Origin of the sequence: Dankookia sp. P2 (assembly GCF_050632255.1) — a bacterium.
In the GTDB taxonomy this organism is placed as follows: domain Bacteria; phylum Pseudomonadota; class Alphaproteobacteria; order Acetobacterales; family Acetobacteraceae; genus Paracraurococcus.
Window position 1 is genome coordinate 3,365,360 of record NZ_CP192581.1, and the last position, 16,645, is coordinate 3,382,004.

Annotated in this window: 20 protein-coding genes and 1 pseudogene; 12 read left to right on the forward strand and 9 right to left on the reverse strand. The window is 65.7% G+C overall.

Going from position 1 to position 16,645, the window contains the following annotated elements; translation table 11 throughout:
* Positions 1–107: 107 nt before the first annotated feature.
* Positions 108–440, reverse strand: coding sequence for a hypothetical protein (locus ACQ86J_RS19885; RefSeq protein WP_431266870.1), 333 nt, complete (start codon positions 438–440; stop codon positions 108–110).
* Between the two features lie 479 nt (positions 441–919).
* Here ACQ86J_RS19885 and ACQ86J_RS19890 point away from each other — a divergent pair, with 479 nt between their 5' ends.
* The 9 genes from ACQ86J_RS19890 (at position 920) to ACQ86J_RS19930 (ending at position 8,123) form a co-directional block, all read left to right on the forward strand.
* Positions 920–1,738 carry an alcohol dehydrogenase catalytic domain-containing protein gene (locus ACQ86J_RS19890; RefSeq protein WP_431266871.1) on the forward strand — a complete coding sequence of 273 codons (819 nt, stop codon included), beginning with the start codon at positions 920–922 and terminating at the stop codon, positions 1,736–1,738.
* A 74-nt stretch (positions 1,739–1,812) separates the two neighbouring features.
* Positions 1,813–2,094 (forward strand): hypothetical protein, encoded by a 282-nt coding sequence (locus tag ACQ86J_RS19895; RefSeq protein WP_431266872.1) that lies wholly within the window; start codon positions 1,813–1,815, stop codon positions 2,092–2,094.
* 15 nt (positions 2,095–2,109) lie between these two features.
* The gene (locus tag ACQ86J_RS19900; protein ID WP_431266873.1) at positions 2,110–2,688 is read left to right on the forward strand and encodes a hypothetical protein; all 579 of its coding nucleotides are present in this window, start codon (positions 2,110–2,112) and stop codon (positions 2,686–2,688) included.
* A 107-nt stretch (positions 2,689–2,795) separates the two neighbouring features.
* Positions 2,796–3,527, forward strand: a complete 732-nt coding sequence (locus tag ACQ86J_RS19905) for an SRPBCC family protein (RefSeq protein WP_431266874.1) — start codon at positions 2,796–2,798, stop codon at positions 3,525–3,527.
* 13 nt (positions 3,528–3,540) lie between these two features.
* Positions 3,541–4,707, forward strand: coding sequence for a zinc-dependent alcohol dehydrogenase (locus ACQ86J_RS19910; RefSeq protein WP_431266875.1), 1,167 nt, complete (start codon positions 3,541–3,543; stop codon positions 4,705–4,707).
* Between the two features lie 91 nt (positions 4,708–4,798).
* Positions 4,799–5,953, forward strand: a complete 1,155-nt coding sequence (locus tag ACQ86J_RS19915) for a glutathione-independent formaldehyde dehydrogenase (RefSeq protein WP_431266876.1) — start codon at positions 4,799–4,801, stop codon at positions 5,951–5,953.
* Positions 5,954–6,086: 133 nt separating this feature from the next.
* On the forward strand, positions 6,087–6,353 hold the full coding sequence (locus ACQ86J_RS19920) for a hypothetical protein (protein WP_431272474.1): 267 nt from the start codon (positions 6,087–6,089) through the stop codon (positions 6,351–6,353).
* Positions 6,343–6,981, forward strand: coding sequence for a type 1 glutamine amidotransferase domain-containing protein (locus tag ACQ86J_RS19925; RefSeq protein ID WP_431266877.1), 639 nt, complete (start codon positions 6,343–6,345; stop codon positions 6,979–6,981). Before ACQ86J_RS19920 ends, ACQ86J_RS19925 begins: the two co-directional genes overlap by 11 nt.
* 170 nt (positions 6,982–7,151) lie before the next feature.
* On the forward strand, positions 7,152–8,123 hold the full coding sequence (locus ACQ86J_RS19930; RefSeq protein ID WP_431266878.1) for a hypothetical protein: 972 nt from the start codon (positions 7,152–7,154) through the stop codon (positions 8,121–8,123).
* A gap of 392 nt (positions 8,124–8,515) precedes the next feature.
* Here the strand turns inward: ACQ86J_RS19930 and ACQ86J_RS19935 are convergent, their stop codons facing one another.
* The 8 genes and pseudogenes from ACQ86J_RS19935 to ACQ86J_RS19970 form a co-directional block, all read right to left on the reverse strand.
* Positions 8,516–8,707 (reverse strand): hypothetical protein, encoded by a 192-nt coding sequence (locus ACQ86J_RS19935; protein WP_431266879.1) that lies wholly within the window; start codon positions 8,705–8,707, stop codon positions 8,516–8,518.
* Positions 8,704–9,342 (reverse strand): DNA sulfur modification protein DndB, encoded by a 639-nt coding sequence (locus ACQ86J_RS19940; RefSeq protein ID WP_431266880.1) that lies wholly within the window; start codon positions 9,340–9,342, stop codon positions 8,704–8,706. Before ACQ86J_RS19940 ends, ACQ86J_RS19935 begins: the two co-directional genes overlap by 4 nt.
* 10 nt (positions 9,343–9,352) lie before the next feature.
* A complete protein-coding gene (locus ACQ86J_RS19945; protein WP_431266881.1) occupies positions 9,353–9,868 on the reverse strand; it encodes a DNA sulfur modification protein DndB in 516 nt (171 codons plus the stop codon).
* 373 nt (positions 9,869–10,241) lie between these two features.
* Positions 10,242–10,469, reverse strand: coding sequence for a hypothetical protein (locus ACQ86J_RS19950; protein ID WP_431266882.1), 228 nt, complete (start codon positions 10,467–10,469; stop codon positions 10,242–10,244).
* 173 nt (positions 10,470–10,642) lie between these two features.
* A complete protein-coding gene (locus ACQ86J_RS19955; protein ID WP_431266883.1) occupies positions 10,643–10,900 on the reverse strand; it encodes a hypothetical protein in 258 nt (85 codons plus the stop codon).
* A gap of 110 nt (positions 10,901–11,010) precedes the next feature.
* Positions 11,011–11,478, reverse strand: coding sequence for a recombinase family protein (locus ACQ86J_RS19960; RefSeq protein ID WP_431266884.1), 468 nt, complete (start codon positions 11,476–11,478; stop codon positions 11,011–11,013).
* Between the two features lie 107 nt (positions 11,479–11,585).
* A pseudogene (locus ACQ86J_RS19965) lies at positions 11,586–11,966 on the reverse strand (recombinase family protein); the annotation flags it as partial.
* A gap of 30 nt (positions 11,967–11,996) precedes the next feature.
* Positions 11,997–12,428 (reverse strand): DUF2924 domain-containing protein, encoded by a 432-nt coding sequence (locus ACQ86J_RS19970; protein WP_431266885.1) that lies wholly within the window; start codon positions 12,426–12,428, stop codon positions 11,997–11,999.
* A gap of 1,185 nt (positions 12,429–13,613) precedes the next feature.
* Between ACQ86J_RS19970 and ACQ86J_RS19975 the strand changes: the two genes are divergently transcribed.
* The 3 genes from ACQ86J_RS19975 to ACQ86J_RS19985 all read left to right on the forward strand — a co-directional run bounded on the left by ACQ86J_RS19975 (position 13,614) and on the right by ACQ86J_RS19985 (position 16,123).
* On the forward strand, positions 13,614–13,835 hold the full coding sequence (locus tag ACQ86J_RS19975) for a hypothetical protein (protein WP_431266886.1): 222 nt from the start codon (positions 13,614–13,616) through the stop codon (positions 13,833–13,835).
* Between the two features lie 104 nt (positions 13,836–13,939).
* Positions 13,940–14,221, forward strand: a complete 282-nt coding sequence (locus ACQ86J_RS19980; RefSeq protein WP_431266887.1) for a hypothetical protein — start codon at positions 13,940–13,942, stop codon at positions 14,219–14,221.
* A 1,278-nt stretch (positions 14,222–15,499) separates the two neighbouring features.
* The gene (locus ACQ86J_RS19985; RefSeq protein ID WP_431266888.1) at positions 15,500–16,123 is read left to right on the forward strand and encodes a hypothetical protein; all 624 of its coding nucleotides are present in this window, start codon (positions 15,500–15,502) and stop codon (positions 16,121–16,123) included.
* Positions 16,124–16,645 lie beyond the last annotated feature (522 nt).

Below are 16,645 nucleotides of genomic sequence, written 5' to 3' on the forward strand. Positions count from 1 at the left end.
CGTGTCGCAAAGGTAAACGGCGGCGAAAGCGACGTCGAACGGGTTGTCCTGCAGCACGGAGGCGATATCACGGCAGGCGTCATCGGCTGTTCTTTGCTGCGGCGCCGTCACGCCGAGGGCGTGCAGCGTCGAGAGTCTGCGCTCACCGACGACCCGCCGCGTGGTTTCCGTACAGACGCAGAACACCCCTCTACGCTCCCCGTGTCGGTGCTGAAGATCGGGCTGTAGCTGAAGGTGACGTAGGTCTCCTCACGCGGGAGGTCGCGGGCGAAGAAGAACCGGTAGTCCTCGACCCAGGTCGCCCGTCCTGCCATGGCCTCGGCAAGCATCGGGGCGATGTCGTCCCAGATCTCGGCCCAGGCCTCCTTGCCCGGCGCCCCCAACATTGCGGGGTGCTTTGTTGCGCCGAGGAACGGGATATAGGCGTCGTTGTAGAGCATCCTCCAGCTCCGGCCCGACCCAGAGGAGAATCGGGAAGCGGGAGCGGAGACAGAGACTGACCGCCAGCTTTATGCTGGTCGACCAGGACACAGGTGGCCCGAGCGTCTTCGACCAATCCCGGTCGCGGATCAGGGCACCAAGCTCTCCGCCGCCGGCGAGGAAGCTGGCAGATTCGGTGCCGGGTGACCTGCTGGCCGATGTGCCCAAATCCGTACTTCCTTCCGCGCCGTGCGGGCCCTCCACGCATGTCATTACGAGAAGGACGGGGTCTTGCCGTTGCTCCTGAGGACCGACCGACACCGTGTCTGCGCGAGCAGGTCTGCATTGAACGCCACGGGACCGTGTCTGTTGCAGACTGCCGCGGCCATTGTTGCCGTCCACGTCGGCGATCGCGCTGCAGGACTGCTTAGGGATTGCACCTAGGGAACGGAGGGACCCTGCCGAACGTCTCGCGCCGCACGATAGCGGAGGCAATGTGATGAAGGCCCTCGTATGGCACGGCAAGGAGGACATCCGGTGCGATTCTGTGAGCGATCCACGGATCGAGCAGCCGCGCGACGCCATCGTCCGTGTCACCAGCTGCGCCATCTGCGGCTCCGACCTGCATCTCTTCCACAACTTCATCCCCGCCATGCTGCCCGGTGACATCATGGGGCATGAGATGATGGGCGAGGTCGTCGAAGTCGGCGCCGGCGTCGACGGACGACTGAAGAAGGGCGAGCGGATCGTCATCCCCTTCACCATCATCTGCGGCGACTGCGACCAATGCCGGCGCGGTAATTACTCGGTTTGCGAAACCACCAATCGCAAGAAGCACCTTGCGGACAAGGTGTTCGGCCACAGCACGGCGGGGCTGTTCGGCTACACCCACCTGACGGGCGGCTATCCCGGCGGCCAAGCCGAATATGTCAGGGTTCCATTCGCGGACGCGACACACATTAAGGTACCCGACAGCCTCTCTGACGAGCAGGTCCTATTCCTCGGCGACATCTTCCCGACCGGTTGGCAGGCGGCGGTGCAGTGCGACATCCAGCCGACCGACACGATTGCCATCTGGGGCTGCGGCCCGGTCGGGCAGATGGCGATCCGCAGCGCGGTCCTGCTCGGTGCGAAGCAGGTCGTCGCCGTCGACCATCTGCCGGAGCGGCTCAGCATGGCGGAGGCGGGTGGCGCCATCACCATCAACTTCGACGATGACAGCGTAATCGAACGCCTCAACGAGCTGACGGGCGGCAAGGGGCCGGAGAAGTGCATCGACGCGATCGGAATGGAGAGCCACGTCACCCTCTCAACCTGACTCGGTTCTCGATCGCGCGAAGCAGATGCTGATGCTCGAGAGCGACCGGCCGCATGTGCTGCGGGAGATGATCTATGCCTGCCGGCCGGCGGGCGTCCTCTCGATCCCCGGCGTCTTCGGCGGCTTCGCCGGACAAGGTGCCGATGGGCATGGTGATGAACAAGGGCCTGACCATCCGCACCGGCCAGACCCACGTCAACCGCTGGACCGAGGACCTGCTGCGTCGGATCGAGGAGGGCCAGATCGACCCGTCCTTCGTCATCACCCACACCGTCGCGCTCGAGGACGGGCCGGAAATGTACAAGGTGTTCCGCGACAAGCAGGACAGCTGCATCAAGGTTGTCCTCAAGCCCTGAAGCCGGGAGCTGGCCATGACCTATCTATCCAAACTCTCGAACATCGCGCACTCCGAAGGCGATCCCAAGATCCTGAAGTCGGGTCCGAGCTCGCTGGGTGCCGCCGACCGGCTCGCACGGGGTCTCGGCTGGTTCAGCATCGGCCTGGGCACGATGGAACTGCTCGCGCCTGGCGTTATCACCCGCGCGCTCGGCCTGCGGGGCCGCGAGGGCCTCGTCCGCGCCTTCGGTATCCGCGAGCTAGGTCACGGCGTGATGTCGCTATCCGTGGACAAGCAGGTTGGCGTCTGGAGCAGGATCGCCGGCGATGCTCTCGACATCGCGGCGGTGCTGCCGGGGCTGAGCCCATCCAACCGAAAGCGCGGGAATGTCGAGTTCGCCCTTCTCATGCTTGCGGGCATCACCGCGCTCGACCTGGCCTGCGCCCAAGGTGTCTCGGCCCGCCATGCGCGGCCGCGCGGCGCGGCGCGGAGCTATGCGGGTCGCAGCGGCTTTCCGCGGGGCCTGCCGGAAGCGCGCGGCGCCGCACGCCGTGACTTCAGCACGCCACCGGACATGCAGGCGCCGCCGGCCCTCGCGCGCGCGGTCGCGTGACCGCGGTACCGCATCCGAGCGGCGCCGAGCCGCAAATCGAGACCGGCATGTCAATGAAGGGGAGGGCCACCATGGACAGGATGCAACGACAGCCTGCGCGCGATGGCATGCGCGGCGCCCTGCCAGCGCCGAACCTCGGCGACGCGGAACGCATGGCCTCGGGTACGGCCGGCGTGGCCACCCTCCTCTGGGCCATGCGCCGCGGTGGCGTGCCGGGTGGCCTGGTGGCGCTCGCCGGCACCGCGCTTATCGCCCGGGCCGCCAGCGGTTACTGCCCGGTGACGGAAGCGGCCAGCGCCAAACTGGAGGAGCGCCGCATCGCGCAAAAGCAGGGCTGGCGCTCCGCCGCGGCGGTGGCGCGCAGCGTCACCATCGCCCGCTCGCCGGAGGAGGTGTACCGGTTCTTCCACGATGTCGCGAACCTGCCACGGTTCCTGCAGCATGTGGAGCAGGTGACGACGATCGACGAGACGCGGTCGCACTGGGTGGTGCGGGCCCCATTCGGCCGTACCGTCGAATGGGACGCGATCATCACCGAGGATCGACCGAACGAGCGCATCGCCTGGCGTTCCGTCCCGGAAGCCGGCATCCGCAATGTCGGCTGGATCGAGTTTCGGCCGGCACCCGGCAATCGCGGGACGGAGGTCCACGCCTCCATCGCCTATGAACCGCCGGCCGGCCAGCTCGGTCGCCTGGTTGCGCAACTTTGGGGCGAGGAGCCCGGCAGGCAGGCGCATGACGACCTGCGCCGTCTGAAGCAGGTGCTGGAAACCGGTGAGGTGCCGACCCCCGCAATGCGGCGGGCCGACGCCGCTGCCGCCACGCCCGCCGCCGCTTGAGGAGGAGGACAGAATGCGCGCCCTCATTTGGAACGGCGTCAACAATCTGCGCGTCGAGACGGTGCCGGACCCGGAGATCGTCCAGCCGCACGACGCGGTCGTCAGGGTGACCATGTCCTCGGTCTGTGGCTCGGACCTCCATCTGTTGGGAGGCTACATCCCTGCGATGAAGCCCGGCGACATCATCGGCCATGAGTTCATGGGCGAGGTTGTCGACACGGGCCGCGAAGTCACCAAGGTTCGCAGGGGCGACCGTGTGATTGTCATCTCCATCATCGGCTGCGGGCAATGCGAGCATTGCCGCCGCACCGACTTTTCCTGCTGCGACAACACCAACCTGAAGCCGTTGATGGCGGAGGCCATCTGGGGCCATAGCCCGGCTGGCATCATCGGCTACAGCCATGCGCTCGGCGGCTGGGCCGGCAGCCATGCCAATTTCATCCGGGTCCCCTTCGCCGACGTGAACGTCTTCAAGGTCCCCGAGGAGATTCCGGACGAGAAGGCGTTATTCGTCTCCGACGCCTGCCCGACCGGGTTCATGGGTGCCGACCTTGCCAGCATCCAACCCGGCGACATCGTCGCGGTCTGGGGCTGCGGCGGCGTCGGCCAGATGGCGATGCAGAGTGCGCGCATCCTGGGCGCAGAACGGGTGTTCGCCATCGATCGCTTGCCCGAGCGGTTACGCATGGCAGCCGAGCGATGTGGTGCGGAGCCGCTGAACTATGAGGAAGTCGATATCGCGGAAGCGCTCACCGAACTGACCGGTGGCCGCGGGCCCGACCGCTGCATCGATTGTGTCGGCATGGAGGCCCACGGCACCGGCCTCACCTACCTCTATGACCTCGCCAAGCAGCAGGCGCTGCTGACGGAGCGCATCGTCGCGCTGCGCGAGGCGATCCTCTGCTGCCGTAAGGGCGGCACAGTATCGGTGATGGGGGTCTACGGGGCTTTCGTCGACAAGTTCCCGATGGGCGCCGTGGTCAACAAGGCGCTCACCATCCGCTCCGGCCAACAGCACGGCCAGCGCTACGTGGAGCGGCTGTTCGGACATATTGCGCGTGGCGAGATGGACCCCTCGCACCTGTTGACGCATCCGCTGCCGCTCGAACAGGGGCCGCACGGCTACGATTTGTTCAAGAACAAGAAGGAAGGGTGCCTCCGCGCCGTCTTCACCCCCTGACGCCGATCACACCGCCAGACATTCACGCCGTAACTGCCAGTAAGACCGTGACCGGCAGCGATCCCAAGTGCCGAAACCGAGGAGAAGGCGGATGAAGGCAGTCGTATATAACGGGCCTCGTGACGTCGCGGTGAAGGAGGTGCCGGACGCGAGGATTGAGAAGCCGACGGATGTCCTGGTGCGGATCACGAGCACCAATATCTGCGGCTCGGACCTGCACATGTATGAGGGCAGGACCGACTTCCCACGCGGCGGGGTATTCGGGCACGAGAACCTCGGACAGGTGATCGAGATAGGCACAGCCGTCGATCGAGTGAAGGTCGGCAACTGGGTCGCCATACCGTTCAACATCGGCTGCGGCTTCTGCAAGAATTGCGAGCGCGGCTTGAGCGCCTTTTGCCTCACCACGGCGGATCGGAGCGTCGTGCCGAACATGGCCGGCGCCGCCTACGGCTTCGCCGACATGGGACCCTACCGGGGCGGACAGGCAGATCTGCTGCGCGTCCCGTACGGCGACTATAATTGCCTGAAGCTGCCGCCGGACGCGGAGGAGCGGCAAACCGATTACGTCATGCTGGCCGACATCTTCCCGACCGGATGGCACTGCACCGAACTTGCCGGCCTGCGTCCCGGCGAGTCGGTCGTCATCTACGGGGCCGGGCCGGTCGGCCTCATGGCTGCCCACTCGGCGATGATCAAAGGTGCCTGCATGGTCATGGTCGTCGATCGCCATCCCGACCGGCTGAAGCTGGCGGCCTCGATCGGTGCCGTGCCCATCGATGACTCGAAGGGCTCCCCGGTCGATCAGGTCATGGCACTGACGAACGGCATCGGCGCCGACCGGGGCTGTGAGTGCGTCGGCTACCAGGCCCACGACCCGGACGGCCACGAGCATCCCAATATGACCATGAACAACTTGGTGAAATCGGTGAAGTTCACCGGAGGCATCGGGGTCGTCGGCGTCTACGTGCCGCAGGATCCGGCACCCCAGGACAAGCTCTACAAGCAAGGCGAGATTGTGTTCGACTACGGTCTCTTCTGGTTCAAGGGGCAGAGCATGGGCACCGGCCAGTGCAACGTGAAGGCCTATAATCGCCAGCTGCGCGATCTCATCTCGTCAGGCCGCGCGAAGCCTTCGTTCATCGTCTCGCACAAGCTGCCGCTGGGCAAGGCGGCGAACGCCTACAAGCACTTCGATGCACGGGACGACGGCTGGACCAAGGTGGTCCTCAAGCCTGCGGCGTAGCCGGCTGAAGTTGGGGCGGAGTGGCCTCCCCTCCACCACCACTCGGCCCCCGCTCTGCTCCACAGCCATGCATATCGAGGGCGCCATGCCGGTCTACGAGTATGATTGCCACGAATGCGGAACCTTCACAGCGATGCGGCCGATGGCGGAGTTCCGTGACCCGTGCGACTGCCCGACCTGCGGCCGCGGCGCTCCGCGGGCTTCGCTCAGCGCACCCAGCCTCGCCGGCACGGGCTTTACCCGCCGCAGTCTTGTCGCGTCGAGCGAGCGCGACGCGACGGCGGCCCACGCCGCCGGCTGCGGCTGCTGCGTGCGTCGCTGGCCCCTCCCGAGCGCGTCGTTGTCGAAGGGGGCCCGCATCTTCTCGTCGAACGGGCCGCCAGGGCGGGATGGGCGGTAAGCGTTCGGGAGAGCCGGTCCCATCGAACTCAATCTCTCACGGAGACACGACCATGGTTTCTGGTAACCTCGACGGACTGAAAGTCGCGATCCTCGTCACCGACGGCTTCGAGCAGGTCGAGATGACCGAGCCGCGCAAGGCGCTGGATGCGGCCGGGGCGACGACCAGTATCGTCTCCCCAAAAGACGGGCGCGTCCGCGGCTGGAATTTCACCGAATGGGGCGACGAGTTCCCGGTGGATGTGCCGTTGACTCAGGCGCGCCCCGAGGACTTCGACGCCATCCTGCTGCCCGGCGGCGTCATCAACCCCGACACGTTGCGGATGAACGAGGATGCTGTCCTCTTCGCCCAGACCTTCCTCGACGGTGGCAAGCCCGTGGCGACCATTTGCCACGGTCCCTGGACCCTGATCGAGACCGGCAAGGTAAAAGGCCGCCGGCTCGCTGCCTGGCCATCGCTGCAGACCGACATCGAGAATGCCGGCGCTGAGTGGGTCGACGAGGAGGCGGTCGTGGACGGCAATCTCGTCTCCAGCCGCAAGCCGGATGACATCCCGGCCTTCAACAGGGAGATGATCGGCCTATTTGGCCGCGCGCATGCCGGTCCGGCCAGTCAGCGAGCGCTGTAGGAGAGTGGCTCCCACGCCTGACTGCCTCGGCATGATTGGGACCGGGAGAGCCTGAATGCCGAGGTGGCTCGAGCAGGCATTGGGCGTCCTTCTCGTCCTGCTCGTGCTCGCAGATGTGTTCCTGACCGTCCCTCTATGCGCGCGCCGGCACCGGACTCATCAGTACGCGCTTGGCGCGCTCGACCTGGGCCGTATTCCGCGTTACGGCAAGAACACTCGGCCGACGGGGCGACGGAATCCTCGTATTCTGCGGCCCCGTCATCCTGGTGCTGCTCGTCGGTACCTGGGCACTGACCCTGACGCTTGGCACGGCGCTCATCATGCACCCTCTGCTCGGCATCGCGATCACTGCCCAGAGCGGTGGGACGCCGACCGACTTCGTGACGGCGATGTACGCCGGAGGCAACAGCATGGCCATCGTGGGCACCAGCGACTTCGTTCCCCGGACCGGCTGGACCCGGATGCTCTACTTGTTCAACTCACTCGTTGGTATGTCCGTAGTGTCGCTGACACTCACCTACATCATGCAGGTCTACACCGCGCTGCAGCAGCGGAACCTCCTCGGCCTGAAGTTCCACCTTCTCAGCGCCGAGACCGACGACGCGGCTGAATTGGTGGCCCGTCTCGGAGCGCGAGGGCAATCCAGTGTAGGCTATTCCGACCTGGCGGAACTGGGCTTCGGAATAGGTCAGGTGAAGGAGGCCCACCATTTCTATCCGGTACTATTCTATTTTCGCTTCCGTCAGCCGTTCTATTGCGCAACTTGGTCGGCAGGCGTCGCGCTTGACACTGTGGCATTGATCCGGAGCGCGTTGGATGACGAGAGTTATGAGTGGCTGAAGGAGTCGGGAGCGGTCGAGCAACTCTGGCGAGCCTCACTGATCGTAGTCCGCACGCTCGAGGAGACATACCTCCGCGGCGGCGTGCGCGAGCCGGCTAGCGAGCTCAGCGGCGAAGTACAAAGTCGTTGGTGCTACCGCTACCAGGCTGCTGTGCAGCGCCTGCGCCGGGCGGGTATCAACACAACGGCAGATGAACAGGCCGGCGCAGAAACATACATCTCGCTCCGGAGCCAATGGGAGCCGCTTACAGAAGCGCTCGCCTCAGCCATGGCCCATCGCGTAGACCAACTTCGCCCTTGAAGTCGTTCTGGAGTAGTCCAATCCCAGAGAATTTTGTATCCGGGTTCCCATCGCTGCTCCAGTCGGTCTTCTCACAACCTGTCTCTCCCGACCAGGACACCGCGCTGAGGCGCAGGTTTCCTGCGGTTTTCCGCGCGCGACCTTGATGGTGCAAGGGCGGAACGAGGGCGGGTTTTCTCTCCGAAATGCCGGAGAGTCTCCAGACCTTGAGGGTTGGCCGATTTCGCCAACAAGGTCTATGGCGCTGTTATTAGGCCATTTCCGCCGCCGCCCCGCTGCGTGGATTCAGCATGTTCATCGCCTGACCGAAGTGGCGCGAGGCTGAACCTGCACTTGGAGCGGAGACGGGCGGCTGGATCGCTCCAGCCGCCCCTTGCCGAAGCAAGTCTAGGTTAGGCAGTCGCCGGTTCCTCCTCGTTCTCGTCAACATCCTGGTCGAAGCTTGACTGCTCCATCTCGATCGCCTCCCGCGAGCGCCGCAGCCCCTCGTTCAGCGCCTCGATCTCCGGCGTTTGGTCCGTGTAGCCGCCCTGCTCAAGGATGTAGGCGGCGGTAGCTCGCACGCCGGGCCCCGTGTTGTTCACCCGGGTGCCGACCATCGCGACCCGTTCCAGTGCTTGCCCCGGCGCCAATCCACCTTTTGGATGCAGTCCACCAGCGCCGCGAGCGGGTCGGCCAGGAGCGGCACCTTTGCTGACGTTGGATCTGCTTTCCAGCGCACCAGCGCGGCCATAGCCTTCGCAATAGCCTGCCATCCGATGCCGTAGGCCGAGACGTGCCCCGGCGCCATCAGCGTCTGGCCATTATCTGCGTAGATGCCCTCGCGGACCTCGCCTGCGGTCAGCCGGTCCACCTGATCCTCGTCGAGCATCACGCGGTCCCACCCTGGCGTGTTACCGATGACTGCGGCCCAGAACGTGACAAGCGGCTCGGCCTCCATGCCCACCTCTGGGCTGGTAATGGGCTTGCGAGCCAGCTGCGCGATCGCGGGCTGCTTGCGCAGTGTGTCGGCGTTGGCGGCTCTGTACCGGGCCAGCAGCAGATCGGTGTTTGCCGCCACCAGGGTGTTCATAGTGATGACGTGCGCAGACCGCCTCGAGAGCGAGTTAGTCAGTTCGTTCACACGGCCCTTGAAGAGGGGCACCTCCCGCGCCACGCGCTTCGCAACGATCACCACCGGGTCCCTGCTCTCGTACGAGAGGCCGATGGTCTTGTTCACCGGCTTCGCGTTAAGGTTTAGGTCCGAGAACCACTGACGCACCTGCTCGGCCGAGATGAACGGCAGGGAAGATCACCGGCACGCGTTCCATGGCGAACTCAGGGTTGGCCGCGACCGCGTAGCGGATAGCTTCTTCGCGGTGCTGCCCGTCCGCGGTGAAGAACCGGACGTGATCTTGCACCTTCAGTTCGCCAAGTGATGAGCCCTCATTGCACGGGGCGAACGTGAAGTGCTCACCCTCCCGAGCGGGCTGCCGTCCATCGGCACCATGACCAGCGTGAGCGGAGGAGAAGAACGGATTCTCCGCAGCCAGCAGGTAGGGGACGATGCCTTCGTGGACGCGCGCCGCCGATTCAGTTTCCGCTGCGCTCCGAAGCTCTTCGTCATCGTTCTTGCCGAAGATTGCGTCCCACTCCTCGTGGTCGGGCGGCAGAAGGTGGTTCTTCACCGCCGCCCAGGTCATGGAGCCAGCGAAGAAAATGGTCCCGCGCATACGGGACTTTACGACGTTCTCTGCGATGGCCATGTTGAAGGCCTCCTCGAAAAGGAAGCCCGCGGGCATTCGCTGTGCCCGCGGGCCGATTGGGGGATCAGGCGGCCACCCCCGTTGGGGTGGCCGCTTCCGTTGCGTCATCAACTTCCTCGCCCACGACGCCCGACGCGGGGCACCGAGGGCTCACACCAACAAGGCCATCACCATTGCCTCCTTCAGGCTTATCCGCAGACAGCGGGAACATGCCCTCAGTCGATCCGGATTGCAAGCTTGTCGTGATGTACATCGGGTTGTCCGGGATGTTCCCGCTAAACCGCTGTCAGATCAGCAGCTTCGCACATTCCGATCTAGCCTCGACGGAGATGTCGCCGGTCATCACGATTTCTTGATGTTGGTCGTCGAGGGCTTACGCCGGCTCCGCCGGCGACGAGCATCGACCGAGTTGCTCGCACCAGGGCGCTGACGTGAGGTCCATCAGACCTGCGAGGCCGACCGCCGCCGATTGCCGGCCTTCCAGGATGGCCTCGATCAGGTTCGGAGCCAGCAGCGTCAGCCGGAGCGGTGAAGCCGAGGTACCCCTCTCGATCCGCTCCGCCGCCGCCATCTCGCTGATCGAGGTGTACCGCTCCTTCATCTAACAGGCGCTGGTACCGGAACGCCCTGGCCAGCGTCTTCACCAACGCCGAGTTCAGCCCGCGTCGGGAGGGCCGTCTCGCCGCGGTCCCGCGCCGGCGTCACCACCGTCTTCCGCCCCGGCCGCCGCCGGATGTGCCAGCGGCACCCGGACCGTGATGCTGGTCGCCACCGTCATGCCGCCGCCTGCAGCGCCTCGGGCGCGATGGCAGTGAGGTCTCGGACGAGCCCGGCCAGCCCCTCCACGCGGAGGCGGATGTCAGCTCCCGTGGGCCCAACCACCACCCGCTCAACCAGCGCCCGGACGATTCGCGCCTGCTCCGCCGGGAAGAGTTCGCCCCATAACGGGTCGAGCCGTGCCAGCGCCTCGCGGACCTCGCCCTCGGTAATGCCAGGTGCCTCCGCCCGCGCCGCGAGCCAGGTGCCTACCACGACCTCGGGCTAGCGCAGGAGCGCCCGCACCTGGTCCACCACCGCGCCCTCGATCTCGGCCGCAGAGACGCGCCGCACTAGGCCGTCGTCGCCGGCCGAGGCGTCGCCCTTCAGGACCCGCTGGGCCACGTAGTACCGGTAAAAGCCGGCCGCTCTTCACGCAGTGCGTCGGCGATAATGCTCGTCCGTCCACCCCGAAAATCAGCCCCTTCAGCAGCGCGCGCGCGCTGGCGATTTCGCGCGGCCCGAGTGCGCGGGCTGACCTGTAGGATGGCGTGCGCCCGATCCCACAGATCCCGCGGCACGATGGCCTCATGCTCGCCGGGATAAACCTGCCCCCTATGCGCGGCCGCCCCGATGTAGGTCCGGTTGTTCAGCAGCTTGTAGACGTCGCCCTTGTCCAGCGGCCGGCCCGATTTGCTGGTGGCGCCCTCGGCCCGTAGCCGGCGCACTGTCTCCGCGCCCGATCCGGTCTCGACGAACACCTCGAACATCCGCCGCACGCGTTCGGCCTCCTCGGGGTTCGGCACCAGCTTCCTATTGCGGATGTCGTATCCGAGCGGGACCTTCCCGCCCATCCACATGCCTCGTGCGCGGGAGGCGGCAGATCTGTCGCGGATCTCGCTCGCCGATGACCCTCGCGCTCGAACTGGGCAAAACTGAGCAGGATGTTCAGCGTCAGCCGACCCATGCTGGTCGTGGTGTTGAAAGACTGGGTGACCGAGACGAAGGTGACGCCGTGCGCCTCCATGGTCTCGACCAGCTTGGCGAAGTCCATCAGCGAGCGGCTGAGCCTGTCGATCTTATAGACGACAATGATGTCGATGCGGCCCTGCTCGATGTCGGCCAGCAGCCGCTTTAGGGCTGGCCGCTCCAGCGTGCCACCCGAGAAGCCCCCGTCGTCGTAGTGGTCGCGCACCAGGACCCAACCCTCGGCGCGCTGGCTGGCCACGTAGGCCTCGCAGGCGTCGCGCTGGGCGTCCAGGGTGTTGAACTCCTTATCCAGCCCCTCGTCCGTGCTCTTGCGCGTGTAAACCGCGCAGCGGAAGCTTCTTGACCGTGGCAGGCCTCGTCTGGTCGGGCAGCTTCCTGCGGCTCATGCCTCGGCCCTCCCCTTCAGACCGAAGAAGGTCCAGCCATTCCAGCGCGTGCCGGTGATGTGCCGGGCGATGGCGGACAGCGACCGGTAGGGCCGGCCCTCGTACTCGAAATCATCGGCGCGGACGGTGACGACATGCTGGGCGCCATCGTATTCGCGTATCAGGCGCGTGCCGGGCAGCGGGCGGCTGTCGGCCCGGATGCGCCGCAGGACCACGTTGCCGCCGTCCAGCAGCTCACCAAGCGCCTCCAGCCTAGCCCGCGTCTCGGGCTTCAGCCCGCCGTAGGCGAGTTCCTGGATGCGGTAAGCCGGGCGGCTCTGGATGTAGGCTTTGTTGAAGGGCGGCGGCTCCTTGCCGAAGAGCTGGCGCCACTGCTGCTTCAAGTCGGCGATCGGGGTGGTCTGGAGTGCGGCCAGGCGCGGTAGCACCTGGGCAGGCGGGATGGCGGGGACTGACCGCTGTGGCTGGTGCAGTCTCGGTCAACGGGTCGGCGTCGGGTCATGCGGAGGCCCTCTCAAGGGGTCCGCATGCACGCTCTGGCAGGCGGTGAAGTGTAGCGAACTCTCTCCGTCACCCGCGGCCTGGGCGGCGTCGCGGGCGAAGTCCTCGGCGGTGCGGCACCGAAGCCGAACTAGGCCGGCGGCGAGGATGGTGCAGACCTCGCGGAGGTGGGGCGGGAGGTGGTGGAGGGTCGAATGGAGCTTGGGAGTGCCGGCTATAAGTTGCAGTTTTGCCACCGACCGATCAATAAGCAAGTATAATCAATGACTTAGGGTAGTGGTTAGAAGATCATCGTAACAGTGCGAACACGGATATGTTAGGTTGTGGGGCATCGAGATCGGGCGCCAACGAGGTGGCGCCCCGTCCGCGGAGGCCGACCGATGCTGAATCTTTAGGACTTCCTTCGCGGCACGCCCGCGCCCCTGGTGCGTGAATACTTCGGCCGCGCCGGGATCGAACTACCCCATGTCGATTGGACTGCTCCCCGGAAGAGATTCGCCAACAGTTTGCTCCACGCTGTCGACAAGTTGGGTGTGGGGCACCGACAACGCGTCAACGATGACGCTGACCGCATCAGCGTCATGGCCCGCGAGGATGGGCAAGCGGCGCTTTACGATACCAATCAGCACAAGCAGCAGCCTGTGGACAGCCTGGACAACGGCTATGCCCGCGCGACCTGGGTGTTCCTATACGATCCTGCGGCTGGGAGCACGCCGAGCAGACCCGATATGCTGATGAACAGCGCTTCGGCAGGCGGTGGGACGGATATGTCGCGCCGAAAGGTCTTGCAGTCGCGCGCGACCTCAATCCAAGGCGACCTTCGAGGCCGCGATCGCAGCGGAGTTCCGATCGTCCAACGTAGAGGTGGAGGTTTGTGACCGGTCGCGGACTCAGGCACGTGGCCGCATTATACCTCTGGTCCAGACCGCCATCTTTTTCGAAGGGCGGAAGGGGCGACCGGCGCGCGTTCGTCGCCGGGTGTCTCGATCGCGTACCGGATCTGCCCGTATCCGGAGCTGCGATCGCCTATTGTCCCGACACAGGCGAGCTGGAGGTCGTAGCCAGCACGGCGGCAGACCCGCGAGGTGTTGGTGCGGATGTTCGCGACGGCGATGCTGGGCACGATCGTGAACGGTGAACGGCTACCACTCCGGCAGTACTACCTCGATCACCTTCGTCGACCTCATCACAGTTCAGCTGGGACAGCGGCGATGGAATCGGACGAGGTCACGGTTACACTGCTGCGCTTGATGCCGATCGATGCAGGAGACGAAGCGGATTACTCTGGAATGCATGCGTGGCGCGACGCGCTCGATTTGGGCAATGGCAGATGAAAGGTTTGGGGAGAACAATCCTCTCTTTGGTGGGCACCGGATCACCCAGGTGAGGCTGCGCATTCGCTTTGCAGGCTCAGGCGCGCGGGCGGGGACGCCGCACATTGCCGGTCGTGATCTCTATGCCGCACGGTTGTGACCTGAAGAGCAAGACCAGCCGTGAGCGGCTGATCGGTGAGAAGTATCTCGAATCGCTGGGGGCTCCTGCGGAGTGTCTGAGCGTCCGCGCGGACGAATGCTCGGCGCGGATGCCGTCGAAGCTTCTGTTCGAGGTCCTGGAGGGACCGCGAGCCGAGCTGTCTGCCGCAGCCGCCAAGCTGACAGCCGGTGGCGAGCAGCTCCTGTCCAGCGGCCTCCTGAGTTCGGATTGGCGACGGAGACCGTAACCGCGGCGGACGACGACCATTCCGACGCGCTCGTCTCCCTTTTCCCGACCGGAGAGGAGGGGTCCCAAGCCTATTTCAGCGCCTCGGCAGGGATTGTCCAAGTAGCTCCCGGCGCGCTTGGCGATTTTTCGGGCTGATGTACCGGCCGTCCTGGGCTGCATGACCCGCGGCCTGGGCCTGCCCTCGATCTTCGCAACCAGCAGTGCTGATTGATAAACTTGTTTGGGAAATCGGTGCGGTCAGGCTCCCCAGAACAGCGCCGGCGCCCCACGGTCTGGTTTGCCCGTCGCTTGTGGGATCGGCGAGGACGTGAGGCCATTGAAGAGGCCATGCGCCGTAGGCCGACTAGTGAGACACGCGTCATCCTGACCAGCACAGCCGCGGATCGGATAGGCGGACTCGACCTCCCTGGTGCAGTCGTCGTGCCGATCCTCGATGCGCTGGTCGCCAGGGATCAACTGGCAATCAGCCCGGAGATGCTTGCTGCCCGCCTCGGCGCGCCGGCAGGACTAGCCGCAGCGGCACGGATTATCCCCGGACGATACGTCCTTACAGCCGACCGTCGCCAGCTGATCATCGACGGGTCGGCCAAGATCTCGTTTCGACCTGGTGCGGCGCAGGACGCGATTGTCACCCTCCACGCGGCCCATGTGAGAGGCGAGCGCTTGCCGATTGGCGAACTTACCGACCTAGGCTCAATGCGTCGGCTGTTCGGCGCGCAGTGGCCACGGCTCCAAACCTTACATAACCGTTATAGACAGATTGTGGGGCTTCGCCGCGGTAGTCATTCGTCTCCCTGTTCGTCTCCCTTCAGCGCCTCGATCCTCTCCCTCCCGCCAGCCAGGACCTTCCTCGCAGGCATTCGACATCCTGCGAGGTCAAGCGTGATGGGCACCCGAGAGAGCACTTCTGATCAGCACGGCGGCTGTCATAACCCGGCCAAGCCAGCCAGCGGATGTTCGGCATGAGTGCATCCGCCACCTGAACCAAGAGCAGTTAGCGCGGCGTTGGCAGATCAGTCCGCGAACGCTTGAGCGCCATCGTTGGCTTGGAACTGGCGTGCAGTACCTGAAGCTGAATGGCAGGGTGGTGTACCGTCTGGAAGACGTTCTCGCCTTCGAGGCCGAGAATATCAAAGGCGTCCGCTGATGGACGCCGCCGCTGCTGCCCGGATGTCCGACCCGGCGCTGAACCCGCACTTCCGCCGCCGCTGGCGAGGAGCCACGGGACGTGCCGAGGGGGCCGACGGTGTCCAAGGCACCGGACCGCCTGACCGCCATGGGGCAGGCGCTGCAGAACGCGTGGAAGCGCAAGCTGCAGACCGACAAGGAGGAGCTCGCCATGACCGCGCAGACTGCTGCCGCGGCGGTCGGGATCGAGCAGTCCGTCGGCGACATCCTTAGCCGCCCCTTTGCGATCACCTACTTCAAGGATTTCGCCGCTAGGACGAAGCAGGCGGGCAGCACGACCCTGCCGGCCCTGGCCCAGCGGATCGGGCAATCCTCCCGGGCGAGCAAAGGCCAGCTCCTCTGGCTCAAGCTGGCCAGCTTCGGCACCGGGCTGACTGAGAAGTCGAGCCTCCGGCATGATGCGAACGTCCTGGCCATCAGCGGCGTCGAGGGAGACTACGACGGCGAGAAGGTTTCGTTCGACCACGCCGTGGAGATCCTGAGCAAGGCCGGCATCCTCGCCCTGGTCTACACCTCGCCCAGCCACACCGAGGACACGCCGCGCTGGCGCATCCTCTGCCCCACCTCGGGGGAGCTGCCGCCGGACCGGCGCGACCGGGCTGATGGGCCGCCTGAACGGGCTGTTCGGTGGCATCTTCAGCGCGGAGAGTTGGACGCTGTCGCAGGGCTACTACTTCGGCTCGGTGGCCTCGAACCCGTCGCACCGGGTTGAGCTGGTAGACGGCACCCCTATCGACCTGCACGACGACCTCGACGAGATCTGGCGCGGCAAGTCGGGCCGCCCGGCGCAGGCCACCGGCGCACCGGTACCTAAGGGCGGGCGCGTCGACGAAGCGCAGCTGCGGCGCGACATCGTCTCCGGCGAGGCCTACCACACCAGCTCGGTACGCCTGATCGGGCGCTGGGCACGCGACGGCGTTGCCTGCCAGGACGCGCGTGCTCGTCTGATCGCCATGTTCGACGCGGTGTCGGAGGAGAGGCGCGACGATCGTTGGCGACGGCGGCGAGCTGAGATCGACCGCAACCTTGAGGACATCTACGTCAAGGAGGCCGCCCAGCGCGATGCGGGGCACCGCCCGGTCAGCAACCGCGGCCAAGGCGTGTCGGCGGCCGAGGAGGTCGTGTGGCTGCCCCCGGTCGACTTCCTGGCGGACGGCGAGATGACCGGAGCGCCGGAGCTCCGCCCCGAGCACCTGCCAGACGCGCTGTATCCGTTCGTCGCCGACACCGCGGC